Source organism: Virgibacillus sp. FSP13, assembly GCF_054048505.1.
In genome coordinates this window covers 1-22,417 of sequence record NZ_JBSVKG010000015.1, presented here as the reverse complement: position 1 = coordinate 22,417, position 22,417 = coordinate 1, and the positions used below count along the sequence as shown (strand labels likewise).

At 39.5% G+C, this 22,417-nt stretch carries 25 protein-coding genes and 1 other annotated feature; of the genes, 16 read left to right on the top strand and 9 right to left on the bottom strand.

Annotation, left to right across the window (positions count from 1 at the left end; genetic code table 11):
* Positions 1–581: 581 nt before the first annotated feature.
* Entirely contained in the window at positions 582–929 is a 348-nt protein-coding gene (locus ACW2QC_RS13150; protein ID WP_457544425.1) for a winged helix-turn-helix transcriptional regulator, read from the bottom strand.
* A 185-nt stretch (positions 930–1,114) separates the two neighbouring features.
* On the opposite strand from ACW2QC_RS13150, the gene ACW2QC_RS13145 reads away from it, so the two are divergent.
* The gene (locus tag ACW2QC_RS13145; RefSeq protein WP_457544424.1) at positions 1,115–2,170 is read left to right on the top strand and encodes an LLM class flavin-dependent oxidoreductase; all 1,056 of its coding nucleotides are present in this window, start codon (positions 1,115–1,117) and stop codon (positions 2,168–2,170) included.
* A 61-nt stretch (positions 2,171–2,231) separates the two neighbouring features.
* Positions 2,232–2,798 (top strand): NADPH-dependent FMN reductase, encoded by a 567-nt coding sequence (locus tag ACW2QC_RS13140; RefSeq protein WP_457544423.1) that lies wholly within the window; start codon positions 2,232–2,234, stop codon positions 2,796–2,798.
* A 102-nt stretch (positions 2,799–2,900) separates the two neighbouring features.
* Here ACW2QC_RS13140 and ACW2QC_RS13135 read toward each other — a convergent pair whose 3' ends face one another.
* From ACW2QC_RS13135 to ACW2QC_RS13125, 3 genes are all read right to left on the bottom strand, one after another.
* The gene (locus ACW2QC_RS13135) at positions 2,901–3,101 is read right to left on the bottom strand and encodes a cold-shock protein (protein WP_106498282.1); all 201 of its coding nucleotides are present in this window, start codon (positions 3,099–3,101) and stop codon (positions 2,901–2,903) included.
* 397 nt (positions 3,102–3,498) lie between these two features.
* Positions 3,499–5,610: a heavy metal translocating P-type ATPase gene (locus ACW2QC_RS13130; protein WP_457544422.1), complete on the bottom strand. Its 2,112-nt coding sequence runs from the start codon at positions 5,608–5,610 to the stop codon at positions 3,499–3,501.
* A 4-nt stretch (positions 5,611–5,614) separates the two neighbouring features.
* Positions 5,615–5,983, bottom strand: a complete 369-nt coding sequence (locus ACW2QC_RS13125; RefSeq protein ID WP_457544421.1) for an ArsR/SmtB family transcription factor — start codon at positions 5,981–5,983, stop codon at positions 5,615–5,617.
* A 245-nt stretch (positions 5,984–6,228) separates the two neighbouring features.
* Positions 6,229–6,485: a binding site (T-box leader), on the top strand.
* A gap of 62 nt (positions 6,486–6,547) precedes the next feature.
* Between ACW2QC_RS13125 and ACW2QC_RS13120 the strand changes: the two genes are divergently transcribed.
* The 6 genes from ACW2QC_RS13120 (at position 6,548) to ACW2QC_RS13095 (ending at position 10,759) form a co-directional block, all read left to right on the top strand.
* Positions 6,548–7,744, top strand: coding sequence for an MFS transporter (locus tag ACW2QC_RS13120; RefSeq protein ID WP_457544420.1), 1,197 nt, complete (start codon positions 6,548–6,550; stop codon positions 7,742–7,744).
* 92 nt (positions 7,745–7,836) lie between these two features.
* A complete protein-coding gene (locus ACW2QC_RS13115) occupies positions 7,837–8,358 on the top strand; it encodes a GNAT family N-acetyltransferase (RefSeq protein ID WP_457544419.1) in 522 nt (173 codons plus the stop codon).
* Positions 8,359–8,572: 214 nt separating this feature from the next.
* Entirely contained in the window at positions 8,573–9,094 is a 522-nt protein-coding gene (locus tag ACW2QC_RS13110) for a DinB family protein (RefSeq protein WP_457544418.1), read from the top strand.
* A 15-nt stretch (positions 9,095–9,109) separates the two neighbouring features.
* Positions 9,110–9,544 carry a hypothetical protein gene (locus tag ACW2QC_RS13105; RefSeq protein ID WP_457544417.1) on the top strand — a complete coding sequence of 145 codons (435 nt, stop codon included), beginning with the start codon at positions 9,110–9,112 and terminating at the stop codon, positions 9,542–9,544.
* Between the two features lie 13 nt (positions 9,545–9,557).
* Positions 9,558–10,040, top strand: coding sequence for a GNAT family N-acetyltransferase (locus ACW2QC_RS13100; protein WP_457544416.1), 483 nt, complete (start codon positions 9,558–9,560; stop codon positions 10,038–10,040).
* Between the two features lie 230 nt (positions 10,041–10,270).
* Positions 10,271–10,759: a hypothetical protein gene (locus ACW2QC_RS13095; RefSeq protein WP_457544415.1), complete on the top strand. Its 489-nt coding sequence runs from the start codon at positions 10,271–10,273 to the stop codon at positions 10,757–10,759.
* 112 nt (positions 10,760–10,871) lie between these two features.
* Here the strand turns inward: ACW2QC_RS13095 and ACW2QC_RS13090 are convergent, their stop codons facing one another.
* The 4 genes from ACW2QC_RS13090 to menC all read right to left on the bottom strand — a co-directional run bounded on the left by ACW2QC_RS13090 (position 10,872) and on the right by menC (position 15,183).
* Positions 10,872–11,504, bottom strand: coding sequence for a YcnI family copper-binding membrane protein (locus tag ACW2QC_RS13090; RefSeq protein WP_457544414.1), 633 nt, complete (start codon positions 11,502–11,504; stop codon positions 10,872–10,874).
* 31 nt (positions 11,505–11,535) lie between these two features.
* Positions 11,536–13,158, bottom strand: a complete 1,623-nt coding sequence (locus ACW2QC_RS13085) for a copper resistance protein CopC (protein ID WP_457544413.1) — start codon at positions 13,156–13,158, stop codon at positions 11,536–11,538.
* 171 nt (positions 13,159–13,329) lie between these two features.
* Positions 13,330–13,914, bottom strand: coding sequence for a DeoR family transcriptional regulator (locus ACW2QC_RS13080; protein WP_457544412.1), 585 nt, complete (start codon positions 13,912–13,914; stop codon positions 13,330–13,332).
* Between the two features lie 153 nt (positions 13,915–14,067).
* Positions 14,068–15,183 (bottom strand): o-succinylbenzoate synthase, encoded by a 1,116-nt coding sequence (gene menC / locus ACW2QC_RS13075; RefSeq protein ID WP_457544411.1) that lies wholly within the window; start codon positions 15,181–15,183, stop codon positions 14,068–14,070.
* Positions 15,184–15,802: 619 nt separating this feature from the next.
* Between menC and ACW2QC_RS13070 the strand changes: the two genes are divergently transcribed.
* The 8 genes from ACW2QC_RS13070 (at position 15,803) to ACW2QC_RS13035 (ending at position 21,754) form a co-directional block, all read left to right on the top strand.
* Positions 15,803–16,207 carry a GNAT family N-acetyltransferase gene (locus tag ACW2QC_RS13070; protein ID WP_457544410.1) on the top strand — a complete coding sequence of 135 codons (405 nt, stop codon included), beginning with the start codon at positions 15,803–15,805 and terminating at the stop codon, positions 16,205–16,207.
* A gap of 54 nt (positions 16,208–16,261) precedes the next feature.
* Positions 16,262–16,612: a VOC family protein gene (locus tag ACW2QC_RS13065; RefSeq protein WP_457544409.1), complete on the top strand. Its 351-nt coding sequence runs from the start codon at positions 16,262–16,264 to the stop codon at positions 16,610–16,612.
* Between the two features lie 71 nt (positions 16,613–16,683).
* A complete protein-coding gene (locus ACW2QC_RS13060) occupies positions 16,684–17,193 on the top strand; it encodes a GrpB family protein (protein WP_457544408.1) in 510 nt (169 codons plus the stop codon).
* 207 nt (positions 17,194–17,400) lie between these two features.
* The gene (locus tag ACW2QC_RS13055) at positions 17,401–17,760 is read left to right on the top strand and encodes a PadR family transcriptional regulator (RefSeq protein WP_457544407.1); all 360 of its coding nucleotides are present in this window, start codon (positions 17,401–17,403) and stop codon (positions 17,758–17,760) included.
* Positions 17,753–18,511, top strand: a complete 759-nt coding sequence (locus ACW2QC_RS13050; protein ID WP_457544406.1) for an HAAS domain-containing protein — start codon at positions 17,753–17,755, stop codon at positions 18,509–18,511. Before ACW2QC_RS13055 ends, ACW2QC_RS13050 begins: the two co-directional genes overlap by 8 nt.
* A gap of 241 nt (positions 18,512–18,752) precedes the next feature.
* On the top strand, positions 18,753–19,409 hold the full coding sequence (locus ACW2QC_RS13045) for an SIMPL domain-containing protein (RefSeq protein ID WP_457544405.1): 657 nt from the start codon (positions 18,753–18,755) through the stop codon (positions 19,407–19,409).
* Positions 19,410–19,655: 246 nt separating this feature from the next.
* A complete protein-coding gene (locus tag ACW2QC_RS13040) occupies positions 19,656–20,306 on the top strand; it encodes a YczE/YyaS/YitT family protein (RefSeq protein WP_457544404.1) in 651 nt (216 codons plus the stop codon).
* A gap of 170 nt (positions 20,307–20,476) precedes the next feature.
* Entirely contained in the window at positions 20,477–21,754 is a 1,278-nt protein-coding gene (locus tag ACW2QC_RS13035) for a glycosyltransferase family 2 protein (RefSeq protein ID WP_457544403.1), read from the top strand.
* Positions 21,755–21,762: 8 nt separating this feature from the next.
* Here the strand turns inward: ACW2QC_RS13035 and ACW2QC_RS13030 are convergent, their stop codons facing one another.
* On the bottom strand, positions 21,763–21,975 hold the full coding sequence (locus ACW2QC_RS13030; protein WP_457544402.1) for a hypothetical protein: 213 nt from the start codon (positions 21,973–21,975) through the stop codon (positions 21,763–21,765).
* Between the last annotated feature and the right edge of the window lie 442 nt (positions 21,976–22,417).

Sequence of the window (22,417 nt, the reverse complement as noted above, 5' to 3'; positions counted from 1 at the left end):
GAGGATTATTTACAAATAAGAAAAACACTAATATAAATCCATATGTATGCAGTAATTGTGGTTTCTGCATTTGGTATGCTGATGAACCAAAAAAGTTAATTTAATTTGATAAAAAATAAATGTATAAGATTTAATTTAAACTGAGGTATAACTACCATACAAGAATTCAACCAATACTTAGGAGGAATTCTGTAAATGAGATTTCACTTTTTAAGTATGGACTTAAAACTGCAATGATTACCATTTCTATAAAGAATTCTTTTATAAAATAATGGATGGTGTTGCAATAATTTTGATGTCGGTTTATGGATGGAGGAAAAATATCAAGTGTTAATATTCTTGGCGAACCACCTTTAGTTGAAGAAAGGCATTTATTTATAATGCTAAAAAAGCTCGGAATTTCATCTGAGCCTTTTTGGTAGTTAATTATACCGTTAATTTACGGCTACAAAGTATGCCAATTAGTATATTGTTTTCCTTGATATAAGCATTTTTCTTTCCCAAAACTGAACCCGTTAGATTTATTCTGAGCGTTTTTTGAGCTAGCTAAAGACAAGCACAGCCAAAACATTTTTGTTCTATCATGAGCTTTTGTTCTTCATTTTTTCCATCTTATGCAACGTATGCTTTGTTCCCCATTCATGCATGGCCTCTAAAATAGGCTCCAGGCTTCTGCCATACTCTGTAACGGAGTACTCTACTTTGGGAGGAACCTGTGGATAAACAACGCGTTCAATAATGTCTTCTTCCTCTAATTCTCGTAATTGCTTCGTTAACATCTTCTGTGTGATTCCGGGCATGCTACGCTTAAGCTCACTAAAACGCTTTGTGCCTTCTTGCAATAAATGTAATAAAATAATTGGTTTCCATTTACCAACTAAAATACTTAAAGCATCTTCTACGCGGCATTCTTCTGGTATCTTTTCCATTATATCTCCACCTAAGTATCTTTTTGTATACTATACCACTTTTAAGTGCGTACTATTCCTATTTATTAATATAAACTATAATAACATTGTATGGTGTAAATGAGAAGGTGGAGTAAAGATAGAAGCTTTTAAATGAAATAAATAAGAGTTAATAATTATAATAATAAAGAAAGGCAGAGATATAAATGGAAAACTATCGAATTGATCCAAGCAAAGGTCTAGAATTTGGCCTTTATACATTAGGAGATCACTTACCAAATCCGTTAACGGGAGAACGAATTTCTGCAGAGCAGCGAATTCATGAGATCATTGAATTAGCAAAACTAGCTGAGCAGGCAGGTATTGACTTTTTTAGTGTAGGTGAAAGTCATCAGGAATACTTTGCAACACAAGCACATGCTGTTGTGCTTGCAGCAATTGCTCAGGCGACTGAGAAAATAAAAATTGCCAGCTCCTCCACGATTATTAGTACATCAGATCCAGTGCGTGTATATGAAAATTTTGCCACACTTGATTTGATTTCAGGAGGGCGCGCGGAAATCATTGCGGGTCGAGCTTCAAGAATTGGATTATTTGATTTATTAGGATATAATATTCGTGATTATGAGGCGTTGTATGAAGAGAAATTTGACCTGTTACGGCAGATCAATGAAGAGGAAGTTGTCAATTGGAGTGGGCAATTCCGCGCACCATTAAACAATGCGGAGATTCTCCCGCGTCCAAAAAATGGCTCATTGCCGATCTGGCGTGCCGTTGGTGGAACGCCTGCAAGTGCTATTAAAGCGGGATATGCAGGCGTTGGAATGTTTATGGCCCATTTAGGTGGACCAGCTACTGTTTTTAAGCGAACGATTGATGCTTATCGAGATGCTGCACGAAGCCGTGGGTTTGATCCAGCTGAGTTACCGGTTGCAACAGCCGGATTTTTCTACGCGGCTGAAACTTCACAGCAGGCCTTACAAGATTTATATCCCCATATTAATGAAGGGATGAAACGAACGAACGGCCAGGGCTTTTCAAAACAACTCTTTGCACAGGGTGTAGACCCACATAGTATCATGAATATCGGTAGTCCACAGGAAATCATTGAAAAAATTCTCTATCAGCATGAATTGTTTGGCCATCAACGCTATATCGCACAAATGGACTTCGGTGGCATGCCATTTGATAAATTAAGAAAAAATATCGAACTAATCGGCACAGAAATCTTACCAGCAATCAAAAAATATACCGCAAAATAGGGACATGGGGACGGGTTAGTTGTCCCGCTGAGTCCCACAGTAAAACTAGGGGGAAGCAAACATGAAGGTTGTCGGATTATCCGGTTCAATAGTTGGCTCGAAAACAAGAACGGCGATGAACAGTACCGTTAAAGTTCTCGTGGAAAAATATCCAGAGACGCAAGTTACCTTAATTGATTTAGCTGAATATGATATTCAGTTTAGTGATGGGCGCAATTATCTGGAATATGAAGGTGACACAAAGTATGTCGTGCAAACGATTATGGAGGCAGATGCAATCATTATTGGGACCCCAATCTTTCAGGCTTCCATACCAGCTACATTGAAGAACATATTTGATTTACTTCCGGAAAATGCATTTCGTGATAAAGTAGTCAGTATGCTTGTGACAGCAGGTTCATCGAAGCATTATTTAATTGCCGAGCAACAATTAAAACCGATTTTATCCTATATGAAAGCACAAATGGTTCAAACGTACGTATTTATTGAGGAAAAGGATTTTTACCAAAAAGAAATTACCAACGATGATGTTTTATTCCGAATCAATCGGTTGGTTGAAGATACAGTCGTATTAGCGGAAACATTTACGAAAATTCGTGAGGCGAAAGAAGCGGAATACGGTTTTTAAAAATCGCATTTAAATAGAGGTGCAAATCATCCAGTGATTTACACCTTTGTTTCAATAAAAAAAGCTCTCCCTATTGGGAAGAGCTTTTTTTGAAAAAGTTACTTACGCTTTAACAACGTTAGCAGCTTGTGGTCCACGGTTACCTTCTTCGATATCGAATGTAACTGATTGACCTTCTTCTAGTGTTTTGAATCCTTCACCTTGAATTGCAGAGAAGTGTACGAATACGTCGTCTCCACCTTCAACTTCGATGAAACCGAAACCTTTGTCTGCGTTAAACCATTTTACTGTACCGTTATTCATTCTTTTTTCCTCCAAGTGCATATTAGCACATTATTACTATTCTTGCTCTTTCATATTCAAGGTGATATAGCCTTAATCATATTCCGAACATCAATAGTTAATTATAGTATACCACGTTTGCATAGAAAGATACAAGTAAGTTTCAATTAAATTGTAAAATGTTTTCAAAAGCTGTTTTGCATAGATAGTTGCTACTGCCCCGCAGCCCGTATACACTACGCTTTCCGGGGGCGGCTGGAGAGCCTCCTCGTGCTACCGCACTGCGGGGTCTCACCGATGCCTCTCTTCCCCCAGGAGTCTACGTGTATACGGGCTGCTTGTGAAGAATATAAATTAATTTAACATTATTTTTTCAAAAACAACTATCATTTAAAAACAGCCTTTTTAATGATCCTATTCACTTTAAATACCGTGATCGGATTAGGCGTAATGAGTTTAAAATGACGATCAAAGTCGCACCCATATCAGCTAAAATTGCAATCCATAATGTTAACCAGCCTGGAATGGTTAATAGTAAAGCTACTAATTTCAAACCAAATGCGAGGCCGATATTTTGCTTGATGATGCGTAATGTTTTTCGACTTAAGTCAATGGTGTATGGTAATTTGTCTAGATCGTCCCCCATTAATGCGATATCAGCGGTTTCAAGGGCTGTATCTGTGCCCGCTCCACCCATTGCGATACCAACAGACGCGGTGGTTAGGGCTGGGGCATCGTTCACACCATCCCCAATCATCGCAACACTTTTATAACGTTGCTTAAGGTCGCGGATAACATTTAGTTTGTCTTCCGGCATTAAGTTTGTGTTGATATCCGTAATGCTGATCGACCTGCCAATCGCTTCACCTGTTGCTTGATTATCACCTGTAAGCATGACTGATTTCTTCACGCCAATACGATGTAGCTGTTCGACAACTTGCTGACTTTCTTCCCGAATTTGATCGGCAATCCCTATATACCCTACTATTTCTTCGTTGTTAGCAAGTAACACAACGGTATTTCCATCTACTTGTAGCTGTTTGATTTTCTCGAAAAGATCAACAGTCAAGGCGGGATGATTTTCGAAAAGAGACGGGCTGCCAATCTTATATTCAATCCCGTCAATCGTGGCAGTAGCTCCTTTGCCAGTGATTGATTGAAAATTTTCAGCAGTAATTTTCTGACCTGTTTGTTTTTTATATGCCTTTGTAATAGCCGAAGCCAATGGATGTTGTGAAAATTGTTCGATAGCCGCGGCGTATGAAAGTAACTTTTCTTCCGTGTTTCCTGCTAACGGCATGATCGTTGTGACCTCTGGTGTTCCTTTTGTCAGTGTTCCGGTTTTATCAAAGGCCATAACTTGCAGATGAGCAGCTTCTTCTAAATGAACACCACCTTTTATTAACACACCATTTCGTGCTGCATTTCCGATTGCTGTTACGATAGCGACTGGTGTTGATATTACCAGTGCACACGGACAGCCAACTACAAGCACAGCCAGGCCTTGATAGATCCATGTCGACCAAGCGGCCCCGAATAAAATTGGAGGCGCAACTGCTACGAGCAAAGCGATAAGCATGATAGCGGGTGTATAATATTTGGCGAAGCGGTCAACAAACTTTTGCGACGGTGCTTTTTCCGCCTGCGCATCTTCCACTAAATGGATGATTTTAGCAATGGTCGTATCTTCTGCGCGTTTTGTTACATGAACCTCCAACGAACCTTCCATATTTAGGGTTCCGGCAAACACTTCGTCACCCTGTGTTTTATATAGAGGAATCGATTCACCGGTAATCGATGATTGGTTAATGGAAGATGCGCCACTAATAACTTTACCGTCCATCGCAATTTTATTCCCTGGTTTGACAAGCATGGTATCACCAATGACAATGTCTTCTACCGGAATGCTGATAAACGCGTTATCTCGTTTGATGAATGCTTCAGATGGTGCAATTGTCATTAAAGATGAAATCGATTGGCGTGCTTTATCCATTGAATAATCTTCGAGGGCCTCACTTAGTGCAAATAGAAAAACGACAACAGCACCTTCTGCCCATTCTCCAATTAGAACAGCACCAATAATGGCAATGGTCATAAGGGTTTTCATATCAAATGACAGATGGAGCAAATTTCGAACGCCTTCTTTGAAAAGAACCGTTCCGCCAATCACAATCGCAATCACGAAACTGGCAATCGTTAGAAAATGTGTTTCACCAAGCTGAAAATGAAAAGTGTATCCAGTTATAATGAAAAGCAGCGATAAAAAGGTCGGAATGTTTTCGCGCTTTTTCCAGAAGGGAGTATGCTTCTCTGGCGGTCGTTCCGATTCTTGATATACTTTAATCCCATCAAATGCACCCGCTTCTTCAAGCTGTTCAACTGACGCTTGCCCTGTAACCGTAAGTTTGGATGCTCCGAAATTTAAATCCACACCTTCAACAGTCGAAATTTGCTGGATGTTTTTTTCGAATTTCGCTGCACAATTCGTACAGGATAAGCCTTGTAAACGATACGTATTCTCTTCACTCATATCGTTAATCCTCCTCCGCGTGTGTAAGAGCAATGTTCACAAGCTGATGAATGTGCTCATCTGCTAAAGCATAAAAAATGCGTTTTCCTTCACGTCTAATTGTAGCTATGTTCATTTTCTTGAGTGTTCGCAGATGATGGGATGCAGTAGCATTGCTCGATCCAATGATATTCGCCACATCACAAACACACAGTTCTTCTTCAAGCGTTAGTGCATAAGCAATTTTAAGTCTTGTCGGATCTGATAAAGCTTTGAAAATGAACGCGACGCCATTCACCCGCTGGATTTGGGGCTGTATTTTTTGAACAACTTCCTCGTTATAGCATTCGACGTCACAGATATCTGAATGGATTCGTTTAACTTGTTCACTCATTTTTTCACCTCATTCTAATGATTGTTTGAATGTTTATTTTTATGTAGCGTAGCGAATTTTTGTGTGGGTGTCAATGGATTTTGACTATTTTAAACAATAAAAAAGACTGGGTTCTTTAGCTGTTAAGAAAACCAGTCTTACCAGGGTGATAATCTACAATAGGTTTAATTCCTTTATCCTCGACACAAGCTCTTGAAAAATAATTCTTTACAGGTGTTTGAAAAGATGATATATTCATAAAAATATAAAATGCGATGAAAAGAAGAGTAGGTGACATTCATTCTTCCAAGAGAGCTCCAGCTGCTGAAAAGGAGTAAGAATAATTCACTGAACCAAGCCTTTGAGCAGCACATCGGAACCTGGAAGGAGGATGGTGTGACAGTAGCTCCTGTTATCGAGCTAGGGTATAAGCATTCAACTTAATGCCGTACCTGATAAGATTGATATGGCGACATATTAATAAACTGGAGTGGTACCACGATATACATACCTCGTCTCCAAGACAATTGTCTTTGGAGGCGGGGTTTTTTGTTGTTTTAAAAAGAACAGAAGGGAGCATGTGAAATGAAATTGGCATCTTGGAAATACCCGGCGATACTCTTATTTGGTATTGGTATTGCAAATATTGGGGATTGGATTTATTTAATTGCACTAAATTTAATTATCTTAGATATGACAGGGTCACCACTGGCAGTAGCAGCGCTTTACATTCTTAAGCCGGTAGCGACATTGTTTACTAATCTCTGGGCGGGGAGTCTGATTGATCGTCTAAATAAACGTAATTTGATGATACGTTTGGACTTTTTTCGAGGGGTCCTTATTGCCGTGCTGCCATTCTTTTCGTCATTAGGAGTTATATATTCTATTGTTTTTCTGATTAACATTGCGAGTTCCATGTTCGAGCCAACAGCAATGACGTACATTACAAAATTTATCCCTGCTGATCACCGCAAACGATTTAATTCGCTGCGGAGCTTAATTGATTCTGGTGGATTTCTTGTTGGTCCAGCTATTGCCGGGCTGCTATTTATAATTGGAACACCTTATGCAGCTATTTTTATCAATTCTTTTTCCCTATTTGTATCGGGCCTTGTAACTATTATAATGCCTAATCTAGAGAAACAAATAGCGTATGAAACGAGAGAAGATCTATCATTTCGTCTCTTGAAAAAGGATTGGAAAATTGTTTGGGAGTTTGGCATGCAAAAAATGGCCATTGTGTTCGTTTGCTTATTATTTAGCGGGATGATCGTTATGATGACTGCGATTGATTCACTTGAAGCTGCATTTGCCAAAGAAGTACTGTACTTATCAGATAGTGTCTATGGCTTTTTGGTCAGCATAGCTGGTGCTGGAATTATAGTTGGTGCTATTTGTACGATGATTTTTGCAAAAAAATTAGCAATACCTTTCCTAATTGGCATAGGCTCTGTTTTTGTATCGATTGGGTATACGGTATATGCCTTTTCCTCCAGTTTTATGATGGCGGCGGTTGGTTTCTTTATCCTTTCCTTTTCGCTCGCATTTGCAAATACAGGCTTTTTTACGTTTTACCAACATAACATTCCAACTGATGTAATGGGGAGGGTTGGAAGTATGATCGGATTAATCGAAGCGATGTTTATTATCGTGGCAACCACTATTTTTGGAATCGGCGCCCAGCTTGCATCGATCCGAATGATGGTGGAACTTGGAGCGTTTGTCATGTTAATCATTTCGGGTGTGTTATTGTTTTATGCCAAAAGAGGTGCTCATTCGTAATCATGTTTTATGTTGAAGGTGAATTGGTGTTTTATGTCGAAATATAAAGTGTAGCAATTCTTTGATAAACCTTTGAAAGGTGAACATTATCCATGGATATATTAATTGAGAAATTACAGAACGCGGATGCTGAAAAATTATATACGTTTGAACTAGAAAACAGAAGCTTTTTTGAAAAAATGGTACCTACAAGAGGCGATGACTACTATATTCCTGAGATATTTAAAAAAAGGCATGAAACCATACTTGAGGAACAAGCACATGGATGTTCCTATTTCTATTTAATTAAGGATAAGAATGATTCGATTATCGGGAGAATGAATTTAGTTGACATTGATAAATCAGAAAAAATTGGGCATCTGGGCTATAGAGTGGGACAAGTACATACTAGAAAAGGGATCGCTAGTAAAGCGCTAAAATTATTAGAAGCAGCAACAGACCAAGGCATAATCAAAATTAAAGCGAAAACAACAACGAATAACATTCCATCTCAAAAAGTGTTAGAAAAGAATGGATTTGAGCATATAGAACACGGAGATGAAGAATTCGAAATGAATGGTGAGAAATTAAAATTTGTTTATTATTTATGGAATGATAAAGGTTTGTTAGGTTGAATTTGGATTGTCTAATGTACTGTGATGCGGTTAGTTGAAGAATGCCCGGGTCTATACGAATGAGAAAAGTGAACGTATTTTAAAAGTAGTTTCCATATAAATAAATTTTCCGATTTTCCACAAGCAATGAAAAAATTATACCATTTTCAATATCAACTTTTAATTTTTCCATTTTGTTAGTAGCATTAGATATAGAGCAGATTGGAGGTAGAAGATGATTGATTATAGGATAAGACCTAAAAAGAATTTCCCAGATAAAATTGGAGAACTTGTTTCGATGTTTGAACATACAAGAGATGTTACATTGAACGAAATTTCTAATTTAAGTCAGATTGATTTAGATTATTTACCGAATAAAAGCTCAAACTCTATTGGTTCCCTTTTGCTACATATCGCTTCAATTGAATATGTTCATCAAATTATCTCATTTGAAAAAAGAGATTTAAATGAGCGTGAACTTTTGAAATGGGGAACAGCATTAGAACTTGGAGAAAAAGCAAGAGCGGGAATCAAAAACAACTCTCTTCATTATTATCTAGAAGAATTGTCTCAAATTAGGGAGAAAACATTAACACAGCTAAAATCAAAGAAAGATGACTGGTTATACGAGGAAAGCAAATGGGGAAATGGTGTGTCATATAATAACTACTATCTTTGGTTTCACGTTATGGAGGACGAAATTAACCACCGTGGGCAGATAAGGTCAATTAAGCGATTGTTGGTAAATAATAAGTGAAACTTTATTTAACTAATGAGCACCAGATATTTTAACAACAGCGGCGCGAGAGCAGAAACATCGGCGCGAGAACGAAACATCGGCGGGAGAGCAAAAACATCAGCCCGAGAACGGAAACATCGGCGGGAGAGCAGAAACATCGGCGCGAGAGCAGGAAACATCGGCGCGAGAGCAGGAAACATCGGCGCGAGAGCAGAAACATCGGCGCGAGAGCAGGAAACATCGGCGGGAGAGCAGGAAACATCGGCGCGAGAGCAGAAACATCGGCGGGAGAGCAGAAACATCGGCGCGAGAACGAAAACATCGGCGCGAGAGCAGGAACATCAGCGCGAGAACGGAAACATCGGCGCGAGAGCAGAAACATCGGCGCGAGAGCAGGAAACATCGGCGGGAAAGCAGAAACATCAGCGGGAGATCGAAAACATCGTCCCGAGATCAAGCAAGCAGTAGGGAGGGGTATAACATGAAATTACTTATCAAACCCATGAATGAAAAACTCGCGATAGAAATTTTAAATTGGAAATATGTAAAGCCTTATGATTTCTATAATAATGACTTAAATGATGAATCGCTGCAGGAGTTTCTTGAAAACCCGTATTTTGCGGTAGTTGACCAGGACGATGAGCTATTTGGATTCTTCTGCGTCGGCAAATCAGCACAGGTACCTATTGGGAATCAGTTTGGTGCATACAAGGAGAATATGATAGACATTGGTTTTGGGATGAAACCCTATTTGACGGGGCAGGGAAATGGTTTCGATTTTTGCACGTTAATTATTCGATACGTACAGGAGAACTATAATAAGAAGGATTTGCGTTTAACTGTGGCGACCTTTAATGAGCGAGCAATGCATCTTTATGAGAAACTGGGTTTTGTTGAAATGATGGATTTTGATACGGATTCAGCTGAGTTTATAACGATGGTTAAGGGAAGGTATGAAAGATAAATATGCAAAATGATTGGTGCTATGTTACATAACAGAGGCAGTATTGTTTGCCTATTTACCACAGTAAACATAGAAAAAAGTGTCGACTAAAAAAGGTCTTGAAATACATCTGAAATACGTGATAATATTATAAAATCAGTGTGTGGAGATATTGGTCTTGCTTATTGATCAAAAATATATGTCGCATGATACGTCTACCATCTGAAATACTTTAAATGGAGATGACGGGCATGTATGAGGAAACAAGACTACCTCGAAACGGAAAAGAATTTGCACTGTTCTTAGCTATTATTTCAATACTTTCGGTGAATATTATCGCACCTCTTATTATGGGATTTGAATTTGGATTCCACAAAGAAGTCTATCTTGAAACATTGCAAGTTATTCCGTTTGTATGGATTTGTGTGATCTTATTGGTAACGCTTGTTGCTAACCCACTTGTTAATAAATTGGTACCAAAGTTCGTTAAACCTACGGACGGATTCAATGCGAGGGTATTATTCACTATATTGTTTAGCGTAACTATTTTGTCCATTTTACTAACCGTGATTGGAACCTGGATTGGGATGGGAGAAATTAGTTTAGAACCGATTCAAACGTTCTTTTATGCCTGGCCTCGTAACTTTTTCATCGCATTTTGGGTTGAAACTTTGATTGCACAGCCGATAGCAAGATTTGCAATGAAAAAATTACATGCAAGTCAAGCAGTAAATGCGTAACACTTAGTCCAAATGTTAATCCACAAAATGATATAAAATTTAGTAAACAAAAAAGCAGATTGAGAATTTTACTTCTCAATCTGCTTTTTGGCGTGTGATTTATTTTCCTACATCAGCCTTTTTTACGAAACAGGCTAATCAATGCCAATAGTAGGGCCAATACGGAAATAACGATTGGAATCCAGTTCGTATTGGAATCTGATGCACTCTCATTATCATTTTCTATTTGGGAATCCTCCGTTGTTGCTGATTCGTTTTCCTCGTGAGGAGCCGCTTTATCACCACTTGTAATACTTGTAACCGAAGCAGGTTCATCGGCGTCTGGAGCACCTGTCCATTCGACAACAGAGCCATCTTCATATGTTTGGAATGCCTTCCAGCTAACTTCACCAGGTTCACTTGGATTTGCTCCAATAAATGAGAACTCGATAAATTCGTTTGGCTTGATTCCGCCTGCAGTTGCTGTCCACGTAACAGATGTGATACGTTCGTTGTCATCTTTCTTCAGTTGATAGTCCCAATCATTTATGGGCATAACGGAAACCAGTTCAACCCCATCTGGAACCTGCAATTCGACTTTTGTTGTGTTAATGTCTTTTTCAACTGGGACCCGAACCGAGTATTTTTCGTATGCATTTGTCGAACTCTCGGATGGATTTACTGTCACGTGAGCCTCGGCAATTGGGGCCATCACAAACATTCCGATGGCAAAAAGCGCAAGGAACGTGCCTAATCTTTTTTTCATTGAAAATATCCTCCATTTCTTAAAAAAGCTATTAATCATTACCGCCGCCACTAATAAATAGGCTGTCTTCCCATTCACTTTTCACATCATTAGGATAGGTAGCGTGGATAACTAACTTCCAGCTTCCAATCATGGTGAATGGCAATGTCACTTGGTAACTCCCTTGTTCAATTTGTTTTGCTTCGAATGGGCCCGAACTCATTCCGTGGTCGGGCATGGCCATATCAACGGCTACATGCTCTGGTTCTTTTCCATCTAGTAATGGAAGCTGAATATTCATTTGTTGTTCGCCACGTCGTAAATTCGCGATGTTAATCTCCGTTTCTCCCTGTTCCGATGATAATGTTGCGGTATATGACTTAATTGGGATTGGGTATGCTGATTGACTCATCCACACACCAAAAACGATTATAATTAGCCCAATTATCCATTCTACCCGGATAAGACGTGGGGTAGAAAACGATTTCCGCTTCCGCCATTTTAGCGTTTGGAAAAGGGCAATGCCCAACATTAGGGTGGTTAAGAGAATTTTTACGAGCAATAACGTACTCCAGCTATCCCATTGGTTGACAACCGCTGTCCAGCTTGACTGTAAAAAGACCATGATCACGCCAGTTGCAACAACAAGTCCTGATGCAATCATCACCTTTGGAACAAAAAATGAACGAAAAGACGGTAGTGAATCATCATCCGCTTGTTTTTTCCTAAATAAAAGGAACAGGATGAAATATCCCAGCGCTCCCATCCATAACGCAATTGCAAATTGATGCAAGATGCGCGGAATCAGCGCGATAAAAGGGTGCTGCATTCCCCACACATGTCCACCAAACGATGGGATGGCAGCTAGCATGAGCCACATGATTAAGTACCATCCTCGTACCATTCCTGGAATAAAAAGGAGGATAAGGAAAAGCAGCTGCGCAAACAACATTATCACGAATGGAAAATGAAGCAGCAAATCCCACCTGCCATTTAGGATGGTTGGAATCAATCCAGGGGGGAGGGTAGATGCATATGCAACGAACTCTCCGATCGTGCCAACAATTAAAATGCTAGCCGTAACTACACGCCCTCTTTTAATTAGTGTCCCTAGACCTGGAAAATTTCGTCTTTCGGCTAACCAAGCAAACCAATACAGGCCAGCAACGAAAAGTATTAAACCTTCAACAATTGCCCGAGTTATGATTAAGAAGCTGGTCGAGTCGTCATTAGTGTCAACTGATGTGGTACCTCCTTCTGTGGCTTTGCCGACCGCAAAATGGTAAGATCCATCGACAGGATGACCATCGAGTGAAACGACATTCCATTGTACGGTATATGTACCTTGATCCAGTTCAGGCAGTGAGATCTGTAAAACTTTTGACCTTTCATTTTCCCCTTCTGGATTTTTCGTAAGTATCGGTCGACCATCCCAATCATAAATTGTTACCGTTGCCAGATCATGATCAATTGGTTCATTGAATTGCAATTTTAGGGACGATGGAGATGTATCGACTAATTGGCCTTTTCCCGGAACTGTCTCCAGCAAACTAGAATGCGCTTCAACAACTGGTGCAAAGCATAACAGAAAGATGAAACTAATTATTGCTAAAGTAAGACTTCTCCACCGGATTGGATTTTTATCATACTGTTTCTTACCCACAAGATCCATCATCGATCCTTCATTACCTTTCTTATTGTACGTATTGGATAGCATTGTTATGATATAAAATCACAAATCGTAACACTATCTAACTTGGATTATAGCATATGACTATAAACAATCAACAAATAAAATGTGATGATTTTGTGATTTTTTGTTAGCTATTTATTGTTATTAACTACCTTAATGATTGCAGCTATTTTCGTCGTGTCCATTCATTTTTTGAAATAGGCCTTCCATCGCTTCTTTAAACGAATAAACATTTCCACCAAATCCCTTGACGAATTTTTCCGCATGATCTTTATTTTCAAATGTGAGAACTTGTGGTTGGCAGCACCCAACATGGATGGAAGTGTCCATGACATACCATGCTAACGGAGCGCTTAAGGTCGTTTGTCTGAAAAAGTCATACGTAATGGCTTGCATGACTTCATCACCTAACTGGCGATGGCGAAGCAGTCCACAATGGGAGCAACAAGCTATTTCAATTTTATTATTTGGTAAAATGAGTCGGTATGCTAATCGTTCATGGATAGCTCGACTGCAGAATACACATTCATCTAACGTACCTTGTTTATCAGAATGATCGTGAGCAAGGGTGACACCGCCGAACGTTTTGATAACAATTCCCTCTTCAATTAATGGTTTGAGATCCCGATGAATGGTCATCTCGGAAACGCCAATGTCCTTGCTTAAATCGGCTATTTTGATCGTATGTTTTTCCTGAACCAGCTGTCTAATCCGGTTTTGTCGTTCAATTGGTAGCATATATTTTACTCCTTTTCTCGATCATGGTTGTTTACTTTCAACAATTTTAAACATCCTCTAACAGTAGTGTATCTGTTTCGGAACAAGTTCTCAATGGGTGAACAGTCTGATAGGGGGCACTTGAGCATCGCCATCCTTCACCTCTGTTTCCATTCAAAAGTGGAATGTTTTTACATCAACAGTAAATTTTTTTAATGCCTCTTCATTCACTTCATAACCAATTCCTGGTGCATGAGGAACTTTGATAATACCATTTTCAACCGTCACTTCTGGTTGAATGATATCTTGTTCCCAATAGTTGGAGGAGCCTGCTGTATCCCCAGGTAATGTAAAGCCAGCAAGCGTTGTTAAGGCAACGTTATGAGCACGTCCAACACCAGCCTCAAGCATACCACCACACCAGACTGCGATTTCATGATCCAAACAGTAGTCGTGAATCCGTTTAGCCTCCGTAAGTCCACCGACGCGGCCGATTTTTAGATTTATAATCTTGCAGCTGCCTAACTGGATTGCTTTTCTCGCATCAGCAAAAGAGTTGATGCTCTCATCTAAACAAATTGGTGTTTTCAACGCTGCCTGAAGTTTGGCATGATCGACAATATCATCGTGTCCCAATGGTTGCTCGATCATCATCAGGTCAAGTTCATCCAATTGTTTTAGGTGCTCAACATCTCCTAGCGTATAAGCAGAATTAGCGTCTGCCATAATCGGTAAATTTGGAAAATGGTTACGGACTTCGCGTAGCACATTAATATCACGGCCGGGCTTTATTTTTAGCTTTATTCGTTTATAGCCTGCTTTGACACTACGATCAATCGTCTGTAACAGATCCTTTGTCGTGGGTTGAATGCCAATGCTGATTCCCACATCAATTTCTGATTTTGTTCCACCTAATGCTTGGGCTAGGGGGGTATTTTTGCGTTTTGCATACAAGTCCCAGATGGCGCCCTCAACAGCCGATTTCGCCATGTTGTTTTGCCTGATGGGGGAAAAAAGTTCGGACACTTCGTCAGGGTGATGGATCTCATTTTCCTGTAAAATCGGTATTAAAAAATCTTCTATCATATGTTGATTCGTTTTTACAGTTTCCCCTGTATACCACGGGCTGGTAAACGCGACAGACTCACCAAAGCCGTGATTACCATCATCGTCCATAACTTCAATAATGAAAAATTCCTTGTCCTGAAGTGTCCCAAAACTTGTTCTAAAAGGATTTTTTAACCGCATGTTTAACTTATGTAACGTTATTTGCTTGATTGGAATTGTCATTGTTTATGCCTCCATTTGCTCTAGCAAGTAAGGGGAATCGTTGTAAAACCCCTGGATATATACTTTATCATAGATGTGTTTATAGTTTCCGTAATATAATTCTAATCGATTTTAGCTGTTTCTTGGAGTGGTCTTGCGGGGATTCCACTTTTAGACATTCTCATGCCTAAAGAATAGGAATCTATCTTTATAATTTTGACATCTAGATCTATAAGGTAAGCCCCCTTTAGTGAATTTTATACATTTACATTGTTTGTTCTTTTACCCTGAGCGTACACATACCGAACAATAATCCTGATAATATACAGATAATTGAAACAAATAAAATAATATAAGTCTAAATAATATTATAACTGGCACTTGAATATCAAATTCGCATTCAATTAACATCCATTACAATAAAATTCAGTTCTGCGAATTAGCAAGAGAATCTGAGTTTGACTAGATAGTAGCCAAAAACCGCATCAAATCAAAAGTTATGACAAATAAAAGGGGTTTTAAGATTTTGTATCGAATAGTTATTAATATCCACAGACCGATTGGAGGTCATTTTGTGTTACTGTACTTTTGATCTGTATATCTTTCTAATCATTCAAATCAAATTAGGAGCTGATATATTATGATATACAAGATTTCGCTCGAAGGTATTTCTTCTGATATGCTAAAGGGCTTTTTTGTAAACTGGCCAAATCCGCCGAATCAACAAACCCATTTAAAACTGTTAAATAAAAGCAGTAAGGTGGTTATTGCAATTGATGAAAAAACGAATCAAGTAGTTGGATTCATTACAGCAATAAGTGACGGAGTTCTATCTGCCTACATCCCATTCCTTGAAGTGTTACCAGAATACAAGAATAGAGGAATTGGTAAGGAATTAGTAAACCGGATGCTACAAGAACTCGATGACATATACATGGTTGATTTGTGCTGCGATGACGATTTAGTTACCTATTACGAAAAATTTGGAATGCAAAAATCAAATGGCATGATTTTAAGAAACTATAAAATGCAATCAGGACGTTAAAGCTAAAACGCCTGGAATTGTCCGGGCGTTTTTATGAACTAGGAGGGACTCAAAGTGGGAAAAGTGGTTGGATTTGAATTAAGCAGTCAGGAACCAGAAAAGGCAGCAACATTTTATTCCAATGTTTTTGACTGGGAAATTTCTGAACCTCAATGGGATTACTGGGCTGTATCTGTGGGGAGAGGAAACGAGAGTGGAATCAACGGTGGAATCAGTAAGGGACCCAATGATTATCCACATGGAACACGGATTCAAATAGAGGTGGATTCGATAGACGATACTATTTCCAAGGCAAAAGATAATGGTGCAATGGTAGTACGTGAAAAGATGGAGTTTGCTGAATTCTATCTCGCATACTTAGTAGATCCTACGGGTATTGGCTTTGGTCTTATTCAAAAGAAGTAATCTAACAGGTGAGAAATTTGAAAGGAACAACATATTAATGACGGAAATGTGTACGATAGGGAGGTTTCCAAATGAAAGTTCGGCTCACCGACTTTAGCGAAAATTGGGTGCAAATGTTTCAACACGAGACTCAATTTTTGAAAACAATATATGGCGATGAAATAATCAAATTTGAACATTTTGGTAGCACGTCTATTTATGGCATGAAGGCAAAACCTGTAATCGACATGATGTGTATTGTGAAAAACATCGAGAGGATTGATTTGTTCAATAACAGAATGGATGCTCTCGGATATGATATTGCTGGAGAGTGGGGGATAGAAGGAAGAAGGTTATTTCGAAAGGGCGGGGATAACAGAACGCATCACATTCATTTTTATCAATTCGATAACCCGCAAATTGAACGGCATTTAATATTCCGGGATTATCTACGTTCCCACCCAGAAGAAGTAGCTAAGTATAGTCGTTTTAAAGAAGAGTTGGCACAGCGATTTGAAAATACGAGTGAGTATAGCCCGGCAAAAAAAGAATTCGTGAAGGAAATGGAAGAGCGAGCACTCCGTTGGTTTGCAGAGAATTAGCGGAAACTGCAGTTTGATTAAGAGACTACCCACATGAAATACTACATTAAACTAATTGGTAATTGGATTATCGTGTTGTTAACTTTCAAAAAAATACCTTGCAATACAAGACTAACGTCGTTATACTGTTTGTATACCATGTAATGCATGGTAGTATTTTTGATCATAACCCTTGCATTACAAGTTACTGAAAGAGGTGAAAGAGATTTGTCGACAACACAGATGCTAAAAGGAATCCTTGATGGCTGTTTGCTGGCGATTATCAAAAATAAAGAAGTATACGGTTACGAGCTGGCCGAGAAACTCGAAAGCTATGGATTTCAATCCTTTAGCGAAGGTACAATTTATCCATTGCTAATGCGGATGCAGAAGGAAGAATTAGTTACCTCAACATTGAAAAAATCAACGGCGGGACCAAGAAGGAAATATTACTCGCTTACATCAAAGGGTGAGACAGAATTGGAAATGTTCATGGAACGCTGGGGCTATTTGCAAACCAATGTAAACAGAGTTTTACGCCATGAATCAGATACAAAATATGTAAAAGGAGATGAACCGGTTGAATAATGATTTAAAACTGTCTAATAAAAGTAAGACATTTTTGGAAAACTTACGCCTTTACTTGTTTTCAAGTGGAAAAAATTCGGATGAAATTGATGAAATCATCGAGGAGTTGGAAATTCATTTAACCGAGGCAGAAGAAAATGGAAAGCCCATTGAAAAAATCATCGGAAAATCACCGAAGGAATATATGCAGATGGTATCCAATGAAATGGTAATTGACTATCGAACATGGATCGGATACATTTGCTTAATCGTTTTTGGGTCGTTTTCTGTAACGATTTATCCAGATTTAATGGAAGGAAACCTTTCTTATTCTGTTTTGGAAATTGTCGGGCATGTTGTGATCGGTGCAATATTTATTGTTTCTGTTTTTACGGGATTTAAATATCTGTCCACAACGAATCAATCTATCAAGAAACAAGGATTAATACTAATTGCTATCGTGGTACATCCAATGGCTTTGTTTGTCGGTTTGATCTACATAAATAGGGCCGTTGAAACTCCTATCATTCATTTTAGCAATACGGGAAGTCTGATGATCGGTGTTATTACAGCACTATTTATAATCGGCATTTCCTTTTGGGCAAAAACATGGATCCTAACCATTATAGTAGCATTGTTAACACTGCCTGATTACTTACTTAGTCTGACACCATTGGAAGACAAAACCCAATTAATCATAAGCCCGTGGATTACCTTTGGCGCCATTGCAATTTACTTTTGGATATCATATAGGTTAGAAAAGAATAAGTGAGGCTTTTTCCCTTACGACAAGCTTATCACCTGACAAATTTTATGTTAATTAGGATACTTTGAGCTGTTTCGGCAGCTCTTTTTTATATTTTTTCTGATAAATATTTATAATAAAACCAATGCGAGTAACCTGCCAAAATTCGTCTTATCCTTTGGTCGAGAACTTTCCCTATCCTCATTCATAACCATTTCATACATGTAGGCATATGATCTACTATACCTTCAAGAAGGGTGGAATGAGATTGTATTATTCATATGTACCTTCATTTAGAGACCAACAACCCCGGGTGATGACCGTGACTGGGACTGCAACTATTTCAGTCGAGCCGAATATCGTGATGATCGAGTTGGAAGTTGTCACCCAAAATGAGTCGCTTACCCTTGCGCAACAGGAAAATGCACAAAAAATAAATCAAGTTATGCAGGCATTATTACAGTTCGGGATTCCGCGGGAAAATATTCAAACAGCTACGTACAATATTTATCCAAGGTACGATTACGTGGATGGAAAACAAGTTTTTCGAGGGTATGAAGTTACACATGCGCTTACGGTTAAAATGGATGAGGGTGAACAGGTGGGGGAAATTATTGATGCTGCTGTGCAAAATGGGGTAAATCGTGTATCAGCAATCGAGTTCACAGTGGCTGATAAACAACACTATTACCAACAAGCGTTGAGTGCCGCGTTAAGGGATGCAACTGCTAAAGCACAAACAATCGCAGAAACGATGGAACTGAACCTTGATCCAAAACCACTTAAAATTGTAGAAGAAATGAACGAATCACCAGCCGCATATAAGGCATTTGCTACAATGGAAGAAAATACATCTACTACAATCGAGCCAGGACAAATAAAAATCATGGCTAATGTACGAACGAAATTTCAATTTTTTGCGTAAAAGAGGTTGTTCAAAAAGTCACCAAATGATAGGTGGGTTTCATGTAGAGATTTTGCCTACATTTCGGTCCTCAAGACTACGCCGCCTCGACCTTCTTGCTTCTAATTTGGCAACTTTTTGAACACACACTAAAAGCTTGCGGGATTAGAGAGATAAGACTTCAATGTAACTGCCGAAATTGACTAATTTTTCATCCTATTTTAAGATTGATCTAATTATCTTACAAGATGTGAAAGAAGGTCAATTATGATTCAAGCTATTCGCTGGCCCTTTTTTGTTGTAGGGGTTATTTTTTTTAGTTTAGGAATTTCCACCACAATCAATGTGCAGCATTTGGGCATCCACCCTTGGGATGTGCTAAATGTGGGGTTGTTTGAAATGTTCGGTTTCTCCATTGGAACATGGAATATCATTTGTGGAATGACATTAATTGTTGTGTCGTGGATTCTTGATAAAAGCTATATCAAGATCGGCACATTTTTAAACGCCTTTTTAGTAGGATCATGTGTGGATTTCTTTTTGTGGCTGGATATTTTACCGCATGCGACACATTCCTGGCTGGATATCCTTATCATTATCGTTGGAATTATAATCATGGGTGTCGGCGGTGGGATCTACAATGCAGCCGGCGTTGGTTCAGGCCCCCGTGATGGTTTTATGCTGTCGATTTCCGATAAACTTGGTGCGCCAATTAGAAGGGTGCGAATAATTACGGAGACCGGTGTGCTTGTAATTGGATTGCTGCTAGGTGGCCCTGTGTTTGTTTTTACATTTATTTTTACCTTCGTCCAAAGTCCAATTTTTCAGTATTCCTTTTTGAAATGTAAAAAGTTTATTGAACGGCTGGAAGCGAACAGACTGGAGAAACGGGTAACAGATTCGTCTGTTGCGAAATAAACAAGCACTTCCCTTGTGGAAATGCTTGTTTTTGGCTTCTTCAAGAAAAGCAGCATCCTGTCAATGAATATTAACCTTGAAAAGATGGAATATAACAGGTGAAAACTAATACAATGATAGATAGCACTTAGAATGAGATCAGAACTTTTTATGGAACGGGGGGCTTACGTTTGAACGATATTACCGCCATACTTGTTCATTATTCCGACAAATCCGTATTGCAAAAGGCGCTAATCTCTCTAAAAAAAGTGAACACCAGATTGGAATCCGTTATTGTTTTCCAGGAACAAGAAAAATTATTAGAGGGCCAATACGATTTTGCTGGTCAGCTGCAATTTATTACAGTTAAAAATGGTAATTTTGGAAAAACATTGAATACCACTATCTCTCGTCTAGCCAGTCCTTACGTGTTACTCCTCCAGGAAACAGACTATCTTTCTCCTTCGATAAGCACCGAATCCTTTCAGCTTTCCCGAGAAAAATCGATGTTGGGAACGTTTTATCATAATCGTAACATCACCCTCCAGCGCCCATTATTAATACGCACGTCATTTCTCAAGCAGGAGCAGTTTTTATCCAGTCACCAGTTGCCATTCAAGGAGGCGCTTTTTCCCGTCTGGCTTTCGCATGTGAAAAATTCCGTTTTCAAGGAGGGTCTTGTGAAGCAAGCAAGAAAAAATAGTTCAAGCAACACAGTGGAAAGGCAAGCATTTATACAAAAATACCAACTGGAAAAAATCAAAACGGACCATCCGACGATTTCGATTTTAATAGCCAATTACAACATGGGTAAATATGTAGAAAATGCCATAGCTTCATGTTTATTGCAAAATGAACAGCCTGATCAAATTTTGATAATTGATGATGGCTCAACTGATCGTTCCTTTGACCAATTGAAGTTATGGGATGATGGGGATCAAGTGACTGTATTTGGTAAAACGAATGAAGGAAAAGCAAAGGCATTAAATGATTTATTACCACGTGTGACATCCGACTTTATCTTGGAACTAGATGCAGATGATTGGCTTGATCCAGATGCTATTTCCGTAATCAAACAGTATTTAGCTGATCTTCCTAAGGATGTTTCGGTGCTGTACGGCAATCTGAGAAGGTGGAAGCAGCTTTCGGCAGAGGCGGACGTCCTTTTTAAAGGTGTTTCCCAAGGAGTAGCTGTCAATGGTTTGGAAGACTTACTAACTTATCGCTTTCCACTCGGACCAAGAATATATCGAACTTCTATTTTAAAAAGGGAAGGCGGATTTCCGGTAGTCTCTTTTGAAAATGGAAGACTTTATGAGGATGTGAGTGTGTTAAGCCAATTAATAAAGCACTCGTCATTTTGTTATCGAGATTTTACAGCATATAATATCCGGGAACATCGTGAAAGCATTACAAAAATGAACCAATCGAAATGGCAGGATTTTTTAAAAATGCTACGTTCGGATTAACTATCTCTTTAAGGTGGGGAGTCATGCAGCATCAACCAAAGCCTCGCACCGGACAAAAAACGGGAAGTCGCCGGACAAAAGCGGAAAGTCGCCGGACAAAAGCGGAAAGTCGCCGGAAAAAAGCGGGAAGTCGCCGGATAAAAGGGGAAGTCGCCGGACAAAAGTGGAAAGTCGCCGAAAAAAAGTGGAAAGTCGCCGGACAAAAGTGGAAATCCGCGCACTCGGTCCAAAATCCGCGCACTCGGGCCAGAAAATCGCGCACCCGGGCCAAAAAACCGCGCACTCGGGCCAAAAAACCGCGCACTCGGTCCAAAAACCGCGCACTCGGTCCAAAATCCGCGCACTCGGTCCAAAATCCGCGCACTCGGGCCAAAATCCGTGCACTCGGGCCAAAAATCCGTGCACTCGGTCCAAAAATCCGCGCACTCGGTCCAAAAACCGCGCACTCGGGCCAGAAAATCGCGCACCCGGTCCAAAAGCCGTGCACTCGGGCCAAAAATCCGCGCACTCGGTCCAAAATCCGCGCACTCGGGCCAGAAAATCGCGCACCCGGGCCAAAAAGCTGCGCACTCGGTCCAAAAACCGCGCACCCGGGCCAAAAAACCGCGCACCCGGGCCAAAATCCGTGCACTCGGGCCAAAAATCCGCGCACTCAGGCCCAAA